General features: G+C 42.0%; 20 protein-coding genes. 13 read left to right on the top strand and 7 right to left on the bottom strand.

Annotated elements, in window-relative coordinates; translation table 11 throughout:
* The first annotated feature begins 79 nt into the window (after window positions 1–79).
* From ACXQIQ_RS02835 to ACXQIQ_RS02815, 5 genes are all read left to right on the top strand, one after another.
* A complete protein-coding gene (locus ACXQIQ_RS02835; RefSeq protein ID WP_439300247.1) occupies window positions 80–1,054 on the top strand; it encodes a ring-cleaving dioxygenase in 975 nt (324 codons plus the stop codon).
* Between the two features lie 24 nt (window positions 1,055–1,078).
* Complete coding sequence (locus tag ACXQIQ_RS02830; RefSeq protein ID WP_439300248.1) at window positions 1,079–1,693, top strand: alpha/beta hydrolase; 615 nt, start codon at window positions 1,079–1,081, stop codon at window positions 1,691–1,693.
* 141 nt (window positions 1,694–1,834) lie between these two features.
* Entirely contained in the window at window positions 1,835–2,377 is a 543-nt protein-coding gene (locus ACXQIQ_RS02825) for a hypothetical protein (protein WP_439300249.1), read from the top strand.
* 28 nt (window positions 2,378–2,405) lie between these two features.
* The gene (locus tag ACXQIQ_RS02820) at window positions 2,406–2,645 is read left to right on the top strand and encodes a carboxymuconolactone decarboxylase family protein (protein WP_439300250.1); all 240 of its coding nucleotides are present in this window, start codon (window positions 2,406–2,408) and stop codon (window positions 2,643–2,645) included.
* 33 nt (window positions 2,646–2,678) lie between these two features.
* Entirely contained in the window at window positions 2,679–2,933 is a 255-nt protein-coding gene (locus ACXQIQ_RS02815; protein ID WP_458025804.1) for a carboxymuconolactone decarboxylase family protein, read from the top strand.
* A gap of 31 nt (window positions 2,934–2,964) precedes the next feature.
* On the opposite strand, the gene ACXQIQ_RS02810 is transcribed toward ACXQIQ_RS02815, so the two are convergent.
* Window positions 2,965–3,549 carry a CDP-alcohol phosphatidyltransferase family protein gene (locus tag ACXQIQ_RS02810; RefSeq protein ID WP_439300251.1) on the bottom strand — a complete coding sequence of 195 codons (585 nt, stop codon included), beginning with the start codon at window positions 3,547–3,549 and terminating at the stop codon, window positions 2,965–2,967.
* 180 nt (window positions 3,550–3,729) lie between these two features.
* On the opposite strand from ACXQIQ_RS02810, the gene ACXQIQ_RS02805 reads away from it, so the two are divergent.
* Genes ACXQIQ_RS02805 through ACXQIQ_RS02780 form a run of 6 tightly spaced genes read left to right on the top strand, consistent with a single transcriptional unit; the run spans window position 3,730 to window position 9,729 of the window.
* Window positions 3,730–4,965, top strand: a complete 1,236-nt coding sequence (locus ACXQIQ_RS02805; RefSeq protein WP_439300252.1) for an ABC transporter substrate-binding protein — start codon at window positions 3,730–3,732, stop codon at window positions 4,963–4,965.
* On the top strand, window positions 4,946–5,812 hold the full coding sequence (locus tag ACXQIQ_RS02800) for an ABC transporter permease (protein ID WP_439300253.1): 867 nt from the start codon (window positions 4,946–4,948) through the stop codon (window positions 5,810–5,812). Before ACXQIQ_RS02805 ends, ACXQIQ_RS02800 begins: the two co-directional genes overlap by 20 nt.
* Before the next feature lie 2 nt (window positions 5,813–5,814).
* Window positions 5,815–6,609: an ABC transporter permease gene (locus tag ACXQIQ_RS02795; RefSeq protein ID WP_439300254.1), complete on the top strand. Its 795-nt coding sequence runs from the start codon at window positions 5,815–5,817 to the stop codon at window positions 6,607–6,609.
* A 19-nt stretch (window positions 6,610–6,628) separates the two neighbouring features.
* Window positions 6,629–7,648 carry an ABC transporter ATP-binding protein gene (locus ACXQIQ_RS02790; protein WP_439300255.1) on the top strand — a complete coding sequence of 340 codons (1,020 nt, stop codon included), beginning with the start codon at window positions 6,629–6,631 and terminating at the stop codon, window positions 7,646–7,648.
* Window positions 7,626–8,312: a TVP38/TMEM64 family protein gene (locus ACXQIQ_RS02785; RefSeq protein WP_439300256.1), complete on the top strand. Its 687-nt coding sequence runs from the start codon at window positions 7,626–7,628 to the stop codon at window positions 8,310–8,312. The genes ACXQIQ_RS02790 and ACXQIQ_RS02785 overlap by 23 nt, the downstream gene beginning before the upstream one ends.
* Complete coding sequence (locus tag ACXQIQ_RS02780; protein ID WP_439300257.1) at window positions 8,296–9,729, top strand: dihydrolipoyl dehydrogenase family protein; 1,434 nt, start codon at window positions 8,296–8,298, stop codon at window positions 9,727–9,729. Before ACXQIQ_RS02785 ends, ACXQIQ_RS02780 begins: the two co-directional genes overlap by 17 nt.
* Window positions 9,730–9,765: 36 nt before the next feature.
* Here ACXQIQ_RS02780 and ACXQIQ_RS02775 read toward each other — a convergent pair whose 3' ends face one another.
* Complete coding sequence (locus ACXQIQ_RS02775; protein ID WP_439300258.1) at window positions 9,766–10,443, bottom strand: Crp/Fnr family transcriptional regulator; 678 nt, start codon at window positions 10,441–10,443, stop codon at window positions 9,766–9,768.
* 124 nt (window positions 10,444–10,567) lie between these two features.
* On the opposite strand from ACXQIQ_RS02775, the gene ACXQIQ_RS02770 reads away from it, so the two are divergent.
* On the top strand, window positions 10,568–10,828 hold the full coding sequence (locus ACXQIQ_RS02770; protein WP_439300259.1) for a glutaredoxin family protein: 261 nt from the start codon (window positions 10,568–10,570) through the stop codon (window positions 10,826–10,828).
* A gap of 40 nt (window positions 10,829–10,868) precedes the next feature.
* Here ACXQIQ_RS02770 and ACXQIQ_RS02765 read toward each other — a convergent pair whose 3' ends face one another.
* Together ACXQIQ_RS02765 and ACXQIQ_RS02760 are read right to left on the bottom strand one after the other, a co-directional pair.
* On the bottom strand, window positions 10,869–11,537 hold the full coding sequence (locus ACXQIQ_RS02765) for a TVP38/TMEM64 family protein (protein WP_439300260.1): 669 nt from the start codon (window positions 11,535–11,537) through the stop codon (window positions 10,869–10,871).
* A gap of 76 nt (window positions 11,538–11,613) precedes the next feature.
* The gene (locus ACXQIQ_RS02760; RefSeq protein WP_458025800.1) at window positions 11,614–12,141 is read right to left on the bottom strand and encodes a hypothetical protein; all 528 of its coding nucleotides are present in this window, start codon (window positions 12,139–12,141) and stop codon (window positions 11,614–11,616) included.
* Between the two features lie 183 nt (window positions 12,142–12,324).
* Here ACXQIQ_RS02760 and ACXQIQ_RS02755 point away from each other — a divergent pair, with 183 nt between their 5' ends.
* On the top strand, window positions 12,325–12,759 hold the full coding sequence (locus tag ACXQIQ_RS02755; protein ID WP_439300262.1) for a hypothetical protein: 435 nt from the start codon (window positions 12,325–12,327) through the stop codon (window positions 12,757–12,759).
* A 93-nt stretch (window positions 12,760–12,852) separates the two neighbouring features.
* Here ACXQIQ_RS02755 and ACXQIQ_RS02750 read toward each other — a convergent pair whose 3' ends face one another.
* The 3 genes from ACXQIQ_RS02750 to ACXQIQ_RS02740 all read right to left on the bottom strand — a co-directional run bounded on the left by ACXQIQ_RS02750 (window position 12,853) and on the right by ACXQIQ_RS02740 (window position 15,001).
* A complete protein-coding gene (locus ACXQIQ_RS02750) occupies window positions 12,853–13,131 on the bottom strand; it encodes a DUF3817 domain-containing protein (protein WP_439301947.1) in 279 nt (92 codons plus the stop codon).
* Between the two features lie 446 nt (window positions 13,132–13,577).
* On the bottom strand, window positions 13,578–14,054 hold the full coding sequence (locus ACXQIQ_RS02745; protein WP_439300263.1) for a DUF4489 domain-containing protein: 477 nt from the start codon (window positions 14,052–14,054) through the stop codon (window positions 13,578–13,580).
* A complete protein-coding gene (locus ACXQIQ_RS02740; RefSeq protein WP_458025798.1) occupies window positions 14,054–15,001 on the bottom strand; it encodes a DUF4489 domain-containing protein in 948 nt (315 codons plus the stop codon). The genes ACXQIQ_RS02745 and ACXQIQ_RS02740 overlap by 1 nt, the downstream gene beginning before the upstream one ends.
* Between the last annotated feature and the right edge of the window lie 163 nt (window positions 15,002–15,164).

The raw sequence follows: 15,164 nt of genomic DNA, 5'->3' as shown, positions 1-15,164 counted from the left end.
GTCATTTAATGGTATACTATTAAATGAAGGTCACTTACTATTAGTTAGTAATTAATATGCTGGATTGGAGTGTTGAGGTATGAGCGAACGAAAGCCGCTAAAAGGTATACACCATGTTTCTGCAATTACAGGAGAAGCTAAGAGGAATTATGAGTTTTATACAAAAGTATTAGGTATGCGTCTTGTGAAGAAGACGATCAACCAAGACGATCCGTCCGTTTATCATCTTTTCTATGCGGATGAAAGAGGAAATCCAGGAACGGACCTTACCTTTTTTGAAATCCCAATGGCCGGTCAAACCTATGAAGGTACGAGTAGCATTTCCACGACTTCATTGAGAGTACCATCAGATGAAGCGTTAGACTTCTGGAAAAAACGATTCATCAAATATGAAGTAGAGCATGGTGAGATTCATCACATAAACGATAGAGCGACGATCTCTTTCAAGGATTTTGAAGGTCAACGCCTCATGCTCATCTCTGATGAACACGACACTGGCGTGGAGAGCGGGAAGCCATGGGAAAAGAGTCCTGTACCAGTGGAATACGGTATTACAGGTCTCGGTCCTGTATTCCTTACGATCCCAAAGATTGATAAAACAGAACAAATTCTTACAAATGTACTTGGATTCACAAAAATAGGAAGCTATCAACGTGATAACAATCAAGTTGATGTATATGAAACCGGTGAGGGTGGAAATGGTGCTGAAGTTCATTTGATTGAACGAAATGATCTACCTCCAGAAAGACCCGGACGAGGAAGTGTTCATCACGTTGCTTATCGTGTTGAAGGTGAAGAAGAGTTGCAAAAGTGGGGCGACTACATCAAAGAGCTGCGAATCCCCAACTCAGGCTTTGTAGAACGATATTATTTCAAATCATTATACTTCAGAGAACCGAATGGAATCTTATTCGAATTAGCAACAGATGGACCTGGCTTTGAAGGAGATGAACCGTTCGAATCTCTTGGTGAAAGCCTCGCATTGCCTCCATACTTCGAAAATGACCGTAAAGAGATTGAAGAGCGATTGAAGCCACTCGATACGAAAGAATAAGTTGACACGAAGGAGGACGCTTACTTGGAACACCAACACATATTTATAGAAGGCAAAGACAAAAATGCACCAACTTTACTATTGTTACACGGTACAGGTGGAAATGAAAAGGACCTGTTGCCATTAGCCGAAATGATCGATCCTGAAGCATCGATTCTTGGAGTAAGAGGAAATGTTGAGGAGAACGGCATGCCTCGCTTCTTCAGAAGACTGCGTGAAGGGGTTTTTGACGAAGAAGATTTGAAACGCCGTACGAATGATCTCAATGATTTCATTGAGGATATGTCAAAGGAATACGGATTTGATCGTAACCATGTCGTCGCAATCGGTTATTCGAACGGTGCCAATATAGCTGGCAGTTTGTTATATCACTATCAAGATGCTTTGAAAGGTGCTATATTGTTTCATGCGATGGTGCCTTTGAAGAACTTCCAATTGCCTTCTCTTGATGGAATTCCCGTCTTTATCGGAGCAGGTAAGAACGATCCGCTCATTCCGATGGATGAAACGCAAGAACTAGCTGAAGAACTTCGTAAATCTGGAGCAGCAGTTGAGGAGTTCTGGACCAATGGTGGCCACCAGTTGACTAGAGAAGAAGTGGAGAAGGCCAACGCCTGGTACAAAACCAATATGATATGATCCATTATTGAAGGTGACCCATTCAGAGCGTGTTCGTCCAGCACCTAAGGGGTCACCTCTTCTATATGTAATATAACTTACAGATTCAGTTGAGGTCACATGATTTACTTAAAGATAAGTGTTCTCAAAAGGAGGTTGTCTATGAACACGATTCATCATGGGTTCTGGACATACTTTATCTTCCGTAAACAAAAACGCCTTGCTAAGTTTTTCGTTTTCGGGAGCATCTTACCAGATATCATTTACTACATCATGTTCCTCTATATGGCGATACGTTTTCCGATAGAAGAAAATGCTTTTGAATTACATAGTATCGTCCACCAAATGTTTGATCACCCGCTTGTCATCGTGTTAAGACAACTAGGGCATTCGATTCCTGTATGGCTCTTCCTTATGATCATTACGATCCTATTGACAAAATGGCGGCTGTCACCATGGAAAGCCGTTCTCTATGGATGGTTGGGCCATATCATCATTGATCTTCTAACACATGTCGAAGATGCCGTTCCCATTTTATATCCGTTGAATGATTATATTGTCAGAGGACCTATTTCTTATTGGGACCCTGATTTTTATGGGAGAGAATTCAGCATCACCCACTCCATTTTCTTCGTAGCGGCAATCGTTTACTTGATTGTGGAAAGAGTGAAGCTTAAAAAGTCGAAGAAAAGATCAAACATTTGATAAACTATTGAAAAGGGGGTTCATACATATGTCTGCACGAATTGAAATCATCGATCATGAACGAGCTGAAGGAAAAATGAAGGAACTATATGACCGTTTCAATGGTCAAATGGCGAACATTTTGAGAGTCCACTCCTTGAATCCAAAATCATTAGAAGCCCATTTAGACTATTACCGGGTCATCATGTTCGGAAAATCTCCATTACCAAGAAGGTTGAGGGAGATGATTGCAACCGTCGTTTCTTCGACGAATGAATGCTTTTACTGAATTGAACATCATGGGGCGGCGCTCCATTTACTTGTGAAAGATGAGGAATTTGTCCAACAAATCAAGCAGAACTATAAAGAAGCGGATCTGACTGAAAAGGAAAGAGTGATCCTTGACTATGCTGTAAAATTGACACAAGAGCCCAGTGCGGTAAAAGATGAGGATGTCAACTTGCTGAAGGACCTAGGATGTACTGACCTTGAAATTCTTGATATATGCCAAATTGCATCCTATTTCAATTTTGTAAACCGAATGGCTGAAGGCCTTGGTGTAAAGTTGGAGAAATAACATCAACTTGAAAAGGGTTGACGTATTTACGTCAACCCTTTAACAGTTTCCGAGCTTCTAAAAGCCGTTGGAAGGTTGTGAACAACTCAATTGCCAGAAACACCAATGTGATGACAGTCAAATATTGTGAAAACAAAATCATGAGAGAGAAAAGGATAAAGCCTTCTGTTCGTTCTGCAAGTCCTGCCTGATAATAGAAGGACTTGATGCCATTTTTCTCAGAAAGAGCTCCTACAGTGAGGAAAACCGTCATAGCGAAAATGATGGAAACACTCAAAAGTAGCAACGCCCACATGGATTCCTGAAATCTGAACGCTAAACCAATGATCACACTGATCTCAACAAGCCGATCAAACGTTATATCTAATAGGGTGCCCCATGGGGATGGTTTTGTCTTTCGAGCCATCGTTCCATCCACTGCATCTAGAAAACCAGAGAGCCAGAGCACGAATACTGCTATGATTGGATATCCGAGATAGGCAAAAATACCTGTGGATACTCCTACGAAAAATCCAAGATACGTGACCTGATTGGCACTGAGTCCTGCTTTTATAAAGAAATCTGCCGTCTTTTCTATGATTGGCTGTACATATTTCCTTGCATGAGTATCCAGCATGTTATGACCACCTTATTAAAAATACTGTAATCAATCATTTAAATTGTGTGAATATATTACTAAGTTTACCCATAATAGGGAAGAGATACTGTAATACACCTTACATAAATCATAGTGGATAACTACTATACTTACATTAGAGTTGTATGAAAATCAAATATTATCGGAGGGTCAGGACGAATGAAGCTTAAAATCACAGCACTAATAATGATAGTCTCAATGTTTCTAGCAGCATGTAATTCTGCAGGTAACGGTGAGAGTCAAACATCAAAGGTCCTTGAAGAAAAATGGGAAGACATCGAAAAAGAAGCAAAAGGGTCGACAGTCAATCTCTTCATGTGGGGCGGGGATAATGGGATCAATCGCTATATTGATGAGTGGGTGGCCCCAAGATTGAAAGAGGATCATGACGTTACTCTAAAAAGACACCCTATGGATACAAATGAATTCATACAAAAGCTTCAAACCGAAAAGAAAGCAGGGAAAGACAAAGGTACGATCGACATCATCTGGATCAACGGTGAAAACTTCAAAAACGCAAAGGAAAATAAGCTGTTGCTCGGTTCCTTTGCATCCAAACTTCCGAACTATGAAGAATACATCAATCAGGACAAAAATTTTACGAAGTCTGATATGGGAACAAACATAGATGGTATGGAAGCACCTTGGGGGAATGTGCAATTTGTCATGTGGTATGACTCTGACAAAGTGGAAAATCCTCCAAAAAACATGGATGAGTTGAAATCGTTCGTGAAAGAGCATCCTGGTAAGTTCACTTATCCAAACCCGAAAGATTTTTCAGGAAACGCATTTTTAAGACATGTCCTATATGAGAAGACCGAACAAAATCCGAATTTGACCGAAAAGGATGACCCTTCCTGGCTTGAAGGAGAAGATGAAGCATTTTGGAAAGATCTCAAAGAGATTTCGCCTCATTTATGGAGAGAAGGTAAAACGTATCCAGAATCCTTATCTCAACTTGACCAACTTTACAGTAAAGGGGAAGTTTGGTTTACACTCGGATTCAACGAAGCCCGTGGAGAAGGATTAATCAAGGATGGCGTATTCCCTCCTTCTACAAAGTCATTTGTATTGGATGTCGGTTCCATCGGGAATACCCATTATCTGAGCATTCCTTTCAATAGTCCGAACCCGGCAGGTGCAATGGTTGCGATCAACTTTATGGAGTCACCTGAAGCTCAGTTGGCTAAGATGAATCCTTCAATGTGGGGGGAAGGCATGGTACTTGAATCAGATCGCTTACCGAACGACATCCAAAAAGAGTTGAAAGCACTGGATCGAGGTGATTCGGTATTGTCGACAAAAGACCTGGAGGAAGCTTACTTACCTGAACTGAACTCTACTTACATTGATTGGATTAAGGAGCATTGGCTCAATGAAGTTGTACAAAAATAAACGAGCTCTCCCTTACCTGCAACTTGCCCCGGCATTCCTCCTGATTGCCGGGCTGTTGGGGTATGGCGTGTTCAATGGTATATTGGAAAGCTTACAAATGGACTTTTCATGGACATTTGAAGCTTATCGGACACTTTTTGCAAATAGTACGTTCTGGACATCACTTGGGTACACCCTTTATATCACTTTGGTTTCTACGATCATCTCTTTACTGATTGGTCTTTGTTTGACTCATTTTCTTTATCCTTATCTTGTGAAGGATCGTTGGAAAGCTGTGATATGGGTTCCTATGCTTTTTCCACATTTCGCTGCAGGATATTTAATCGTTTTATTATTCTCAGATAGCGGATGGATTTCCGGATTGCTTTTTCAATTCGGCGCAATCTCCGAGTTGACTGACTTTCCGAATCTAGTAAATGATACAAGTGGGATCGGAATCATACTGACATATGTTTGGAAAGAGATCCCTTTTGTCGTTTTGATGTTACTCCCGGTATATGTACAAATGGACCAACGTTTGAAAGATGTCGTACAGACATTGGGCGGCAAGAAGCGTGATGAGTTCTTTACGGCTCAATGGCCATATCTGTGGCCAACGATCATTGAGGTTGCCATCATCTTATTCGCATTTATTTTCGCAGCATTTGAAGTACCTTATCTACTTGGGGTTACGTTTCCACAAATGACACCAGTGCTGGCGTTTGACTGGTTTTACGATGGAAACTGGGATCAAAGACCGGTCGCATTTGCCTCATTGATTGTTGTAACAGCAATCATCGTGGTGTTGACGATCGCGTTATACTCCTCCACCCAAAAATACCGACACCGTTTGATGAAAGGAAGTTAAGGATGGTTAAAAACATATTCTTAAAAACGTTGTTGGTATTCTCCATCATTTTAACGATAGGTCCCGTCTTGTTAGTGGGCATCCAAAGCTTATCTTCCCGTTGGATGTGGCCGAATCTTTTGCCTCAACATTTTGGAATGAGGGCATGGAGAGCTGTTTTGGAGGATCCAAGTTTGCTTCAAGCATTAGGAAATTCGATGGTCATTACAGCTGCGGTCGTCATGTTGACTATGGTCATCAGCATGCCTGCGGCACGAGCACTCGCATTCGAGCAGTTTAAAGGAAAGACACTCATTGAGACCACTCTGATGCTTCCATTATTGATACCGCTGCTCTTCATCGTCATGGGTTTGCATTTAACCATGATACGTTTCAATCTAGCAGACACACTATCGGGGGTCATCTTAGTCCACCTACTTCCTTGTGTTCCTTATGCAATCCGAATCTTGCGTACGGGATATGAAAGGGTAGGGACGAAGTGGTATGAACAAGCTACCGTCCTTGGTGCAAGTCGACAAAAACAATTCTGGACGATTACAGTGCCGATGCTGATGCCGAGCATCCGAAGTGCCATCGTTCTTACAGTTGTCATCACCCTCAGTCAATATGCCTTGACTGCAATTATCGGGGGAGGCATCATCACAACCTTGCCGATCATCTATTACCCTTATTTCTCTAGTGCAGATCAACCGATCATGGCAGCGTTCACTTTGTTATTTGCTGTCTTGCCGATCTTCTTCTGGTTCGTGATCGAACTGGTTTGCAAAAGTGTAACAACGATGATTCGACAACCTTGATGGAAAGGAATTCTTATATATGGAGAATTACATTGAATTACAGAACATCACCAAACATTATAACGATCAAAAGATCATTCTGGATGATCTCTCTCTTTCTATGAAACAAGGCGAGATCTTAAGTGTCGTCGGACCATCCGGATGTGGGAAAACAACTCTTTTGAGATGTATGGCAGGACTTGAAAGGCATGAAGGCATCATGAGAATGAATGGAACAGATTTGTCCGACCGATCGGATAATCGTGGCATCGTATTAATGTTCCAGGATTCTTTGCTCTTTCCACACATGAATGTATTAGAAAATGTAACCTACGGGTTGAAAATGAAAAAGATCGCAAAAAGGGAAAGAATACGATCCGCACGAGAGATGCTCGCAAAAGTGGATATGAGTGATCATGAAAAGAAGTTCCCATATGAACTATCCGGTGGTCAACAACAAAGAGTTGCACTCGCACGTGCTCTTGTCACAAAGCCGGACTTGTTGTTGCTGGATGAACCATTCAGCAACCTCGATCAATCCCTTCGCTATGAATTGCGACAGTACGTTCGAAATGTACTTGTCGAAGAAGGAGTGACGGCTCTGTTCATCACTCATGATAAAGAAGAAGCATCTTTTATGGGGGATCGTCTTGCTGTTATGGGAATGGGACGGATTCAACAAGTCGGTCATCCGGAAGTCCTATCCTTACATCCATGCAACCCTTTCGTGGCGGGATTCTTTTCAGAAGGTTTGGTATTAGAAGAGGGCTTCATTCCAACCCAGAAGTTGACACTCATACCTTCTGATGCTCCTTCAACAAACCTTCAAATGGAAGGGGAAGTGGTGAATGAAAGTTTAGAGTACGGACAAAAGATCTACCATATCCGAGTTCCTCAATTAGAACAGACAATCACCATCCCTTCTTCAAAAAAGCATGATATCAACAAAGGTTCATCTGTAGTGTTGAAATATACAAAAAACAGTATTCATCATTTTGATGAAGTTCGTAAGAGGAAGAAAGGGGGAGAAGGAGAGAATGAAATCGTTGCTTACTCATAAATGGTTGAAATGGATCTTAATTGGTGTTTTCATTATTGTCGCAATCTGGTTCAGTACAACTCAATTGAACATAAACGCAAATGAAATCAGGGATTGGATCATAGGCTTCGGTATATTTGCACCGATCATCTACATGCTTTTGTACACGGTCCGGCCATTGATCTTCTTCCCAGCGTCTGTCCTCTCCATAACAGGGGGACTAGCCTTCGGACCATTGTTCGGTACAATCTATACCGTACTTGGTGCGACAGCAGGGGCATTATTATCCTTCATTGTAGCCCGTAAACTCGGGAAGAACATTGCCAATAAAGAATGGAAAGGAAAGGGAAAAGCCATCCAATCGCAACTTGAAAAGAACGGATTTTTCTATGTCCTTCTATTCCGCTTCATCCCTTTATTCAACTTTGATCTCATCAGTTATTCTGCTGGGATATCGAAAGTCCGTTTTCGTGACTTCTTTTTGGGAACATTAATAGGAATCATCCCTGGTACATTCGCTTATAACTTCCTTGGGAGCAGTCTCGTAACAGGGGACCCGAAAATCATTCTATTGGCAGTCGGTGTTTTCGCCACTTTAACTTTGATTCCGATGTGGGTGAGAAATAGATGGATGAAGAAACAAAAAGAGAAGGAAGGAGTGCTAGTTGATGATGAAACCATATGATCTGATAGTAATCGGAGGCGGAGCGGGTGGCCTGACGGTTGCCGCCGGTGCAGCGAGTCTGGGGGCACAGGTCGCTCTTATTGAAAAGAATGAGCTCCTCGGAGGAGACTGCCTTCATTATGGATGTGTTCCATCTAAAGCACTCATCAAAAGTGCAAAAGAAGTTTATAACGCTCAGAAGGCAGCGGCAAAATTCGGATTGACTGTTAATGGACAAGCCGACATAGCTGTAGCAATGGAAAGAGTCCGTTCCGCCATTTCAGACTTACAACATCATGACAGCCATGAACGCTTTGAGTCACTTGGCGTTGATATCTATTCACAACGTACTGGACGTTTCGTCGACTCTCAACAATTCGAGCTGGATAACGGCAAGATTCTGAAAGGGAAAAGGTTCGTCATCGCGACTGGTTCCAGACCATTCATACCACCGATTGAGGGAATTGAAGAGGTAGATTACCTGACAAATGAAACGATTTTCAATTTAAAGGAGCTTCCGAAACGCCTCGTCGTCATCGGTGGAGGAGCAATTGGTCTTGAGATGGCTCAGTCACTTGCACGTTTTGGATCAAAAGTGACCGTCGTAGAGACTTCCGATACGATTTTCGGTCGTGAAGATGAAGACATGATTCCGGTTATTAAAAGTGAACTAGAGAAAGAAATGGATTTTCTGTACAATTCGATGGCCAAGAGCGTTCGTCTTGAAAATGGCACTAAACTTCTAACGGTTGAAAAAGAAGGCAACAAGATTGATCTTGAAGCCGATGACATACTGATCGCAACCGGTCGGAAACCGAATACCGACAATCTCGGACTGGAGGAGATCGGTGTTCAGCTGGATAAAGGTAATGTAGTCGTTAATGAGCATCTCCAAACGACAGTGTCCAATATCTTTGCAGTGGGAGATACAAATGGACAATATCCGTTTACTCATGCTGCAGGGATGGAAGGAAAATTGGTCGTCAGAAATGCTTTGATTGGATTCAAAGGCAAGATCAACTATGAAAATCTTCCATGGGTCACGTATACGGATCCGGAAGTATATCATCTTGGGATGACGGAGAAGGAAGCAAAAGAAAAGCACGGAGATTCCATAAAAGTGTTTAAAGTGGAAAACAAAGATGTCGACCGATTTGCAACAGATCGAGATGACGTTGGGTTGGTGAAAGTCATCACTTCACAAAAAGGGGAAATCCTCGGTGCTCATGCTGTTGGGAGAAATGCAGGAGATTGGATGCAAGAGATCGTGTTTGCAAAAACACAAGGGAACAAAATCGGAGATCTTTCGAACGTCATACATCCTTATCCTACTCATGGCGCTATTTTGGAAAATGCGGCCAATCAATTCTGGAGAGAAAAATTGTTTGAAGGCGTCATACCGAAAATTACAGAAAAGTATATACAAATCTTCCGTTGATCCAAATAAAGGTGGTGACCAGACTGGTCACCACCTTTATTCGAGCTCTTTCTTCGCCTTATCGGCATTGATTTTCATCGAAACGATCGACTTTTTGATCAGTCCTTCTTTTTTCAATTGACTTATGATTGAACTGACGGTTTCTCGACTGGAACCGACCATGGTTGCAATATCATGATGGGTGATCTTCACATCGATCGTCTGCCACTCTTTACTACGCTTTCCGAACTTCTCACTTAGCTTCAGCAAAAGAGACAGAACACGATAACGAACGTCTCTTAAAGCGATTTGTTCACTGACTTCATATATATCCTTGAGGCGGGCAGATAAGATCTCGATCAGCTTGATGGCAAGCTTCGGATTTTGTTCGATCAATTTTTCGAATTCGGTTTTTCCAATGACACACAAATAGACATCGGACATCGCTTCTGCATAATCTTGTTCCTCTGTTAAGGAGAAAGTGGCAGTTTCTCCAAAGATATTCCCGTCACCTAAGATATCTACCGTAAATTGCTTGCCATTTTCACTCATACGATAAAGACGTACTTGTCCTTTTTTCAACAGATATAACGCTTGTATATTCGTTTCTGGTGTAAAGATCGTGGACCCTTTCTTCAAAGGTTGCATGTCAGATATACGATCGATTTCTTCAAGTTCATTCATCGGCATTTCTTCAAATAAGTTGATTTGTGAGAGATAGGTTAGTTTGTCCATATCGGTATACCCTCCTATTAGCTACTTTTATTATATAAGGATTAGATCGAAGGAAAAGTAAGATATATTACATACTTCAGTCCTATTGTTCCGGTAAAATGATGGGGAATAGGAGGTCTGTGTCATGAGTGATACACCTGTATTGTATACCATCGACAGTTGTTCTAGATGTCAGACTGTGAAAAACTATCTGATGTCGTTCCAAATAGAATTCAATGAGGTCAACTTATCTGAAACACCCTCTAGACATAAGGATGTGAAGGAACAGATTGGTGAAGTTTACGTTCCTCTTTTCATCTATCGTAATCGTACCATTAAAGGAGATCGGCTGGAAGAAATCCAACAATTGATCAATGGAGATTTTGGTTTTAATAACGATCGTTGAAAAAATAAAACCAGGGCAAGTTGATGGTCTACGACCGATTTCAGCCCCCTGGTTTCTCAGATTTGTATTTCTTTTTCAGTAGCATGGCGATTAAGGTCACTCCCACCAAAGCACTGATGATGATCAACATCCGTTCGTTGAATTGTTGAATGTTCCTCATGTCATGACCTAGCATCGTATAAGCAATTGTAGCTGGTAGCATGCCGATGCCGGTTGAAACCAAAAAGGTTCTGAGCTTCATACCTGCGAGTCCAGCGGCAAAACTGATCAAGTCGAATGAGACGACCGGGACAAGCCTTGCAATCAGTACAATCCAGAATCCATACTTTCCATTAAGCCGCTCTAAATGATTCAACCACCCAGTCTCATTGACCTTCTTTTTCACAAAATCATAACCGAGTCGTTTGGCAAGATAAAATGATACGATTGCTCCTAACATGGCACCGATCCAGGAAATGACGAATCCCCAAACAACCCCGAATAATAAGCCGTTCGTTGCAGTTATCAGGAAAGCTGGTATGGGCGCTGCAATCGCCTGGAAAATCATCAGCCCTATACTGATGAGTGGTGCAAAAATTCCCCATGATTGCACGTACCCGACGACTCGATCCAATGATCCACTCGTCAATAAGCCAATCAGTTGATCACCTTTTATAATCAATAAAAGAACAATGAAGATAAGTACCAAATATAAACCGATTTTTTTCAAGATGTCTAACTCCTAATATGGTGAATTGCTTCTCATTATAAGGCTTTGACTCTGAAAAAACGAATGTACGGACTTATCAAATGATGGCCACATCTGGATCGGCAGTGTTGGTTTGTTTTGCAAAGAGCAGACGTTGAGTAAAAGGTGAACTATGATCTCCTTTGTTGAAGGCACTTGCGACTTGACCATAGAAAGCTCTCGCTTCTTCAACGGTCCTTTTTCCAGTAACAAGATCATGAACGAGATTCAACGTCAAAATGTTCATCGGTTCATTATGACACTTGACCGAGAGTTCACCACTCGTACGGTCGGGATAGACACTGCCATCAAACTTGGCAATGTCGTCGTAAAATTCAATGGGTACTTTGTAGCTGATCGTCTGCTCCAGGAAATCTTTGTGTGGGGTCGGGAAGTCATGTGGAACCGACTCGCGGAACAACATGATATTATTCCAAGGTCCTCGGTGAAACCATAGGAGTGCACTCGTTGTGTACTCATCCGGCATTCCATATTTCTGAATCAACTCATAACCTATACGACGTTGGGGCTCCGGCCAATAACCGAGAAGTCTCAGAATGGTAGTGTAGTGGTAATGATGCATCATGATCCTCCTAAAGATCGGTTTGAATTGATGCAGTATATGAATCTGTTTCGTTTATTGTGCGGATGCCTATAACAATTCCTATAAATGGTATCCGTTTTTTGAATGTTTTGTAATTTAACTTACAGTAATGATAGCGCTTCCTTTTTATAATAAAAGTAACTTATGAAAAGGAGTGAATGAAAAATGGCAGAAGTGAAGAGTATGAGTGAAACGAATCCGTTGACAATGGGAACTTCATTAAAAGCTTCGGCAATCGGAGGCGTTGTAGCGGGTATCATCTTCGGTATTTTCATGCAACTGATGGGCAAGTTGCCAATGGTCGCAATGTTGGTCGGTTCAGAAAGCGTCGCGGTCGGATGGTTTGTGCATATGGTGATCAGCGTGATTTTCGGTCTAGGATTCGGAGTATTAGCATCTGGTAGGAAAAACATTTATGGTTTAGCCATCATCTATGGAATTGTGCTTTGGGTAGTAGGGCCACTATTGATCATGCCAGCGATGCTCGGTATGGGTGTCATGATCGGGCAGGCATTTACAGGTGCTCAATTGATGAACCTTGTTACGCATCTCGGTTTCGCACTGATTCTTGCATTCGTTTACAGTAAAACAAATCGATAACGACTGATGAAGAAAGGCTGCCCGTTTGAGGCAGTCTTTTCGTTTTTGAAAAAGAAAAAACCATCAGCAGAAGCTGATGGTTACCTTATTTGATCATGAACTGCGGATCATTTTAGCGTCAAATACGAATGGACCGAACGGTAGGACAGATGCGATGATACCCATTGCCGCTTTTCGGATGGACCAGCGGTAGTTGAACTTCAGATAGACGACCATCATGCAATAAAGAACGAAGAGACCACCGTGGATTGCACCGACAACGCTTACCGCCATTGGGTAATCGAACATATATTTTAAAGGCATGGCGATCCCAAGGAGGAGCAGGAAGGAAACCCCTTCAGAATATCCAACAATACGAAACGTTTTCAGCAAATTATTCAAATCTCTCAACTCCTAAAAACTTGTACTCAAAGCCATTATAACAATCCAGATCAGAAAACATACGTATTTTTTGTATACGAATTATGACAATCGGGGTTGTGGTTGGGAATTTGCATAAAATTAGTGATTTTGAATCGCAGTTCGATTAAAAACTCATCAAAACGAGGAACACTTCATCGCTTTTTGTTCAAAAGTTGGAATGACCGAGCAAAATACTATGATTTTTTGCAGAAATGAGAGTGATTGGATGTTGGGTTTTAGAATTTTCTCTAATGTTCGGACCAAATCACGCTTGGTTCAGACAATTTTTGCGCATGTTCGGACAAAAATGCAATAGATTCTAACAAAAACAGACATATGTTTTGCAAATCGGGTACATATTACTACCAAAAAATGCTGCCCCAACACTTCCGGGCAGCATTTTTCCATTAAATTTCTTAATCACTGGCTCCATCCAATACAATCGCCGTAATGACTTGATCGGAAATGCGATACCTCGCATTATTGGTAATTACTTCAGCGAGCTGGAACCGATACACAAATGATTGGTCTTTTTCCAAACCAGTATCACAGAAATTGACCACCAGGGGTTCGATCGTATCCAGATCCGGTACATCTGTAGGGATGATCTCTGCACCTCTGAATGTCCATTCTTCAAGGTTTTTCACCGTTTTGGAAGCTCTCGATATCCGGATCAACCGGTATGTGATCGTCAAATCGAGGTTCGCTCCAGTCGTTTGAAACGATAATACTTGAGAGTAGTTGAACAGAACACTCGGCAGGTTCACTTTACCTGTATTCACAGCAACTTCAGCAAGTGTGACAGGAGGGTCATCCATCGACAACTGTTGGGGAAATTTCACTCGTCGGATGCGTCCACAATTCAAAATAGGTGTTTGCGAATCTCCATGCATCAGTTCTTCTCCTTATGATTTGATCTCTTCTGTTGGTCGATACCGGTATAGACCTGGGCGGTCATGCTTTTCTGAGTAATGTTATAGGAGGATTGCTGAGAAAGAGTAGCTTCAATGAGTTCAAAAGTGTACAGGATTTCAGCATCCGCCTTTACGTCGTCCAAGCAGTCACAAAAGTTGAACACAATCGGTTCTTTAATATTCGTGTCACTCACGAATTCCCTCAAAAATGGCCACGTTTGCAGCACTTTTCGGCCAGAGCCGTCTGTTCTTGATTTGACCAAACGGAACGTCAAGTTACTGAAGTCTGCATTCCGTAGAATCGACGTTAAGAATCCTGAAAAATTGACCAACACACAGGGTTTTTTCACCACTTCTGGTCGAACAGTCACTTGAGTCAGAACTACGGGCGGGTCAGAAACGGAAAGGCGCAATGGTAACACTGGATTGAACACTCTCCCACAAGCGACAAAAGCCTGCCCGTTCGTTGTTTTTTTCGGAAGTGAAAAATTTCGATCGAGGAATAGCAACGGACCTCTTGGGCCTCTCCGCATTTGGATATCGTTGTTTTCTGTCTGTTCATCCAAAACAGTGGCAGTGATGCTTTTGTTCACGATTTCTAGATTCTCTAGACTGTTTGAATCAATCTGAGTGATCTCCAGGCGATAGGTAAACGAACCTGATGTGCCCTTATCCATGCAATCACACACAGTAAGGACAGTCGGTTGGTTCGTAGTCACGTTCGCTACTTCATCTGCTCGAGCAGATTCGAACAGAAATTCGTACTCTTGCAGAATTTGAGCATCATGTGAGCCATGATTCATCCGCACAAAACGATAAATGATCGATAGCTTTGGGTTAAGACCCAGCAAGGCAAAGTTAATGAACTCTGAGAATGTTACGAGAACACAAACATTACGTTCATCCCGTTGATTAGGAACTTCCACCTTGACCTCTCCAAGTACAATCGGGGGCATACTCATATCGAGAGAATCTGGCAAGGGAGAATCGAACACTTTTCCACATTTCACGAAGGGCAATGACTTCAATTTGGCCATCATGATCTCCTTTTCTCGTTGTATTGAAAAGAGCCTAACCATTCAACTAATC

This window comes from Pseudalkalibacillus sp. Hm43, from assembly GCF_054170705.1.
Note: the sequence above shows the minus strand (reverse complement) of the source record. Positions and strands in the feature narration are given on the sequence as shown.